7 protein-coding genes and 2 pseudogenes are annotated in these 4,506 nt (G+C 43.7%); 6 read left to right on the forward strand and 3 right to left on the reverse strand.

Annotated elements, in window-relative coordinates; all coding sequences use genetic code 11:
* Positions 1–170, reverse strand: a pseudogene (locus FOV68_RS23690) (IS1 family transposase); the annotation flags it as partial.
* Between the two features lie 434 nt (positions 171–604).
* Between FOV68_RS23690 and FOV68_RS23695 the strand changes: the two are divergent.
* The 5 genes and pseudogenes from FOV68_RS23695 (at position 605) to FOV68_RS23710 (ending at position 3,394) form a co-directional block, all read left to right on the forward strand.
* Positions 605–1,335, forward strand: a pseudogene (locus tag FOV68_RS23695) (transporter substrate-binding domain-containing protein).
* A gap of 90 nt (positions 1,336–1,425) precedes the next feature.
* On the forward strand, positions 1,426–1,665 hold the full coding sequence (locus tag FOV68_RS24490; RefSeq protein WP_255473760.1) for an ABC transporter permease subunit: 240 nt from the start codon (positions 1,426–1,428) through the stop codon (positions 1,663–1,665).
* Positions 1,638–1,985 carry an ABC transporter permease subunit gene (locus FOV68_RS24495; protein WP_255473761.1) on the forward strand — a complete coding sequence of 116 codons (348 nt, stop codon included), beginning with the start codon at positions 1,638–1,640 and terminating at the stop codon, positions 1,983–1,985. The genes FOV68_RS24490 and FOV68_RS24495 overlap by 28 nt, the downstream gene beginning before the upstream one ends.
* A gap of 16 nt (positions 1,986–2,001) precedes the next feature.
* Positions 2,002–2,736 (forward strand): amino acid ABC transporter ATP-binding protein, encoded by a 735-nt coding sequence (locus FOV68_RS23705; protein ID WP_143991718.1) that lies wholly within the window; start codon positions 2,002–2,004, stop codon positions 2,734–2,736.
* Positions 2,729–3,394 carry an amino acid ABC transporter permease gene (locus tag FOV68_RS23710; protein WP_143991719.1) on the forward strand — a complete coding sequence of 222 codons (666 nt, stop codon included), beginning with the start codon at positions 2,729–2,731 and terminating at the stop codon, positions 3,392–3,394. The genes FOV68_RS23705 and FOV68_RS23710 overlap by 8 nt, the downstream gene beginning before the upstream one ends.
* 123 nt (positions 3,395–3,517) lie before the next feature.
* On the opposite strand, the gene FOV68_RS24655 is transcribed toward FOV68_RS23710, so the two are convergent.
* Positions 3,518–3,715 (reverse strand): 3'-5' exonuclease, encoded by a 198-nt coding sequence (locus tag FOV68_RS24655; protein ID WP_186289781.1) that lies wholly within the window; start codon positions 3,713–3,715, stop codon positions 3,518–3,520.
* Between the two features lie 238 nt (positions 3,716–3,953).
* Positions 3,954–4,142: a hypothetical protein gene (locus tag FOV68_RS23720; RefSeq protein WP_143991721.1), complete on the reverse strand. Its 189-nt coding sequence runs from the start codon at positions 4,140–4,142 to the stop codon at positions 3,954–3,956.
* 193 nt (positions 4,143–4,335) lie between these two features.
* On the opposite strand from FOV68_RS23720, the gene FOV68_RS23725 reads away from it, so the two are divergent.
* The coding region (locus tag FOV68_RS23725; RefSeq protein WP_143991722.1) for an IS1 family transposase at positions 4,336–4,506 on the forward strand (171 nt) is incomplete at its 3' end.

The raw sequence follows: 4,506 nt of genomic DNA on the forward strand, positions 1-4,506 counted from the left end.
TACGATGGCCTGATGGGTTTCGGGTTTACTTCCGTTATAGCGATAGCTGAGCTGGAAGGTCTTCAGGCATGGGTTACAGCGATAGAGCTGCGCCCCTGAGCCGGAGTGACCGTTTCGGATAACCCCATCGTTTCAGAACAGCGGGGACAAACCACATCAATCTTTGCCATCAATCATCCAAAAGGCAGATAATACAATAACACTAAGTCTACGTCACGACCGGATCTTGCACTTAATTAAGAGCAAGTTTGTCGCGTGGAAAAATGAATGATTTAGTTCCAAAGAATTATGCATGAAATTAATAAGCCACTGTAATTATGTATAATTAATAAAGAATTACATTCTCAGTAAGAATGTCTCCTATCTTGAGCTATAATTCTCGCAAAAATCGACTCCCCCCTATTTCTCATGACACTTATTCGAAACTGACGATACAAACAGCTTTTTTAAGTTGAATAATTGGATTTAAAACATGGCGCTTTTTGCTAAAAACTTATTTAGCCATATTGACGGTTTTTTGTAAAAAGAGTAGTGTCCTCGTCACTGAGATTAAGATTTTAAATATCTTAGCTAGTCTCTTTAAATAATCTTCTATAGGATTAATATGAAACATCTTAAAAAGATTGTTCTTCTCTCTTTGCTCGCTTTTACAACAACAGGAAGTTACGCGGCAGATTTAGTTAAAGGTAAAACGCTGACAGTTGCCATTTCTCCAAACTCGCCACCGATGCTGTTTAAAGATCAAAATGGTAAATTGCAGGGTGTTGATCTGGAAATTTTCACTGGTTATTGCAAAGCTCGCGGCTGTAAGATTGAAACCAAAGAGTATGACTGGGATGGGATGTTAGGTGCCGTTGCCAGCAAGCAGGCTGACGTGGCCTTCTCTGGGATTTCTCTGACTCTTATTATGAGAACTCCTTTAACTTAGTCAGCCTTGCTTCTAATAAACTGACCATTACTGACCTGTCACAATTGAAGAAATACAGTATCGGCTATCCGCGTGGCATGGCTTATACCGATTTAATCAAAAGCGATCTTGAGCCAAAAGGCTTCTACAAAGTCGCTGACGTTAAGTTATATCCTTCTTATAACGAAGCCGTTACCGACCTGAAAAACGGTAACCTGGATCTGGCGTTTATCGAAGAACCTGTTTATGACAACTACCGTTTCCACCAGAAAATGCCTTTGGCTATTAGCTACTCGTTCAAAGGCGTCGACCATTTGGGCTTTGCATTCCAACAAGGCTCGCCAATTCGTGACGACTTCAACGCTTACCTGAAGCAGTTGGGTTCTAAGAAGCTGGCTGCCATCATGGATAAATGGTTGAAGTCGTAATCCATGTTTGCAAAAGAACTTTTCGATATTACTGGCCTGTTATCGCATGGCGTAGTGTATACGTTTTATATCACCCTGACCTGCTTCATTATGGCCTTTATTTCGGGACTGGTAGTCGCCGCGCTGCGGCGACTCACTGGCCGCCGAGTTGGTTATATTCTTGATTGTATTGTTTTCCTTATACGCGCCGTTCCCGTGCTAGTCCTGCTGTTTTTGATTTATTTCGGATTACCGAGTTTTGGATTAAGCAGCCCGCCGCTGGTCGCCATGAACCTAAGCTTGGGTATTATTGGGGGGGCTATATCTCCGAGGTATTTCGCGGGGCATTAGAATCGGTAGACGAAAATGAAATTACGGCCGCCCGGGCTATGGGGTTCAGCGACTTACAAATCATTCTGTATATCGAATTCCCGCAAATGCTGCGTTTTTCGATTCCCGGCGTTATGAATGAGTTAACCTCTATTCTGAAAAATACCCCTTTTGCCTACACCGTTGGGATAACCGAAATACTGGGTCAGGCCAAAGCCTTAACCGCCTCGACCATGTTGGGAATGAACATCTACCTGATTTCAGGGGTTCTGTATTTCGTCATTTACCAATTCTTCGTTTTAATTATGAAAAAAACAAAAAATAAATACGCGGTTGAATAACAGCCGGGAGGAATACGTGTTGATTTTAAAAGTGTCCGATCTGGTGAAACAGTTCGATGGCCACCGGGTGTTAGATGGCGTAAACCTTTCTATCACGGCCGGGGCGACTAAGGTCATTATGGGCCCTTCCGGTTGTGGCAAAACCACGCTCATTCGCTGCCTTAATTTGCTGGAACGGCCGACATCGGGGCAGATTACCTTTCATGGCCAAGATCTGCTGGCTAAAGAGGTCGACGTGCGCCGGTTACGCAGCAAAATCGGCTTTGTTTTTCAGAGTTTTGCGCTGTATCGCCACCTCAGCGTGTTAGATAACGTGACGCTGGCCTTACGCAAAATTCAGGGTAAAACTAAAGAAGAAGCTCGGGTCCTGGCCCGTGAGGAGCTGGCTTACTTTGAGATGTCAGCCCACGAGAATAAGTTTCCGTCGCAGTTATCCGGCGGGCAAAAGCAGCGCGTGGCGTTGGCACGGACTCTGGTGATGAAGCCTGAAATTGTCATTTTAGATGAACCAACGTCGGCCCTTGACCCTTTGATGAGCCAGGAAGTGGCGATATTAATCAAGAAACTAGAGAGCCGCAACGTCACCACGGTTTGTGTGACGCACGACATCGCCTTTGCGAATCAAATCAGTGACAACATCGCGTTTATGACGAGTGGGAAAATTATGGCGCAAGGCTCGGTAAGCCAGCTGGCCAGTTCTTCCACTATTCCCGACGTGCAGCGTTTCTTTGGGAATATGCACTATGAGTGACAGCATGCTCAGCTTCTACCACGATTTTCTCGACCAGTGGCCGCTGATCTATTTAGGCATTAGGGCCACCATTAAGCTGACAGTAGTGATTTCCGTCAGCGGTTTTCTACTTGGCGTGGTGGTGTTTTACCTCAGCCTGAGTAAAAATCGCCGGCTGGCACGCTGCGTCGAAGCCTATAAATCCTTTTTCATCGGCACGCCGCTGATCTGCATTATCTATATCCTCTATTATGGGTTGCCGACCTACTCCCTCCGGCTGACACCTTTTGAAGTGACCGTGCTGGGTTTCACACTCAATATTGCGGCGTATAACGCGGCCTATATGTTGACGGCCTACAACAGCCTGGACAAAAGCCAGCTGGAAGCCGCGTCGGCGCAGGGTTTTAGCCGTTTGCAGATCTATAGCTATATCATTCTGCCTCAGGTGTTACGCACGTCCGTTCCCGCCTTAACCAATCAGGTTATCCATAATCTCAAAGACAGCTCGCTGGCGTTTTTAGTGCAGTATCCCGAACTCTTTGCGCGTATGCAGGAGCTGGCGGCCGGCAATTTTGAGTTCTTCAAAACCTATTCGTTGACAGCGGTGTTCTATATTCTGCTGGCATCCGTTATCTACTTTTTCGCGAAAAATATTGAACGACGGATAGAGCCTGTTTAAGGGGTCTGACGCTCAGTGGAACGAAAACTCACGTTAAGATTTTTTTCTAAAATAAGAGGCCAACAGAGCGAAAACTTACCGTAAGGTTAAATCTTCTGCCCTGATGACCATTTAATGCGCGCTTTACTCTATTTCTTTGACAAAGCGAGATTTCTGTTGGAAATTAAGATCTTTCCAAGGAATCATTCTTTGTTTAGGGTACGTAACATAAAGCCAACGCTTTGCGCGATTTACTGCCACAAAGGCATTATTACGTTCTTCATCAATTTCTTTTATTATGTTTGCTCGGTAATCAGGGAAAACGCCCTCACACATTCCCATCAAAAAACGATGTCTTTTTCAAGTCCTTTCATAGTATGAACAGTACTCAATAACACCCCATTTTCTAATTAGTTTTCTGTTAACTGACCAAGTGCTAAAGCATTTCTAAAAGCGACTAAAGAACCTCCAAACCCTTTTCGTTTGAATAAAGTCCAAGCTCTGCTAAATTCATTCAATTCATCTAAACTTAATTTTATCTCTTCAGACTTTCCTTCAGATGGAGCATCGGCTTGACTAATTAATTAGTTAATTTTTCTTCAAACAAACGAACAAACTTTCTTATGTTTGGTTCATCAACGTCTAGATTATTTATTGAGCTCATTAACTCAGAGTACAATTCAGCGTTTTCTCTATCCAGTTTTTTAGTTTGATTGGCTAAAATATTTAAAACACCATTTGACCATGATGTAAGCGCAATAATACCCAATAGTGAGCACAATTTTTTACCATCAACCTAATCTTTTGGATTTAGCTTTATGCGAATAGAGTAATCGAGAATTCTTCCAAAAATTGTCGTAGGCTCCAGTTGACGCTCTCATTTCTCATAGAAAAATTGATATTACTTTGTTGGTCGTGACGTAGACTTAGTGTTATTGTATTATCTGCCTTTTGGATGATTGATGGCAAAGATTGATGTGGTTTGTCCCCGCTGTTCTGAAACTCATGGGGTTATCCGAAACGGTCACTCCGGCTCAGGGGCGCAGCTCTATCGCTGTAACCCATGCCTGAAGACCTTCCAGCTCAGCTATCGCTATAACGGAAGTAAACCCGAAACCCATCAGGCTATCGTT

The organism is Pantoea sp. paga, from assembly GCF_007558755.1.
GTDB classification, from domain to species: Bacteria; Pseudomonadota; Gammaproteobacteria; order Enterobacterales; family Enterobacteriaceae; genus Pantoea; species Pantoea agglomerans.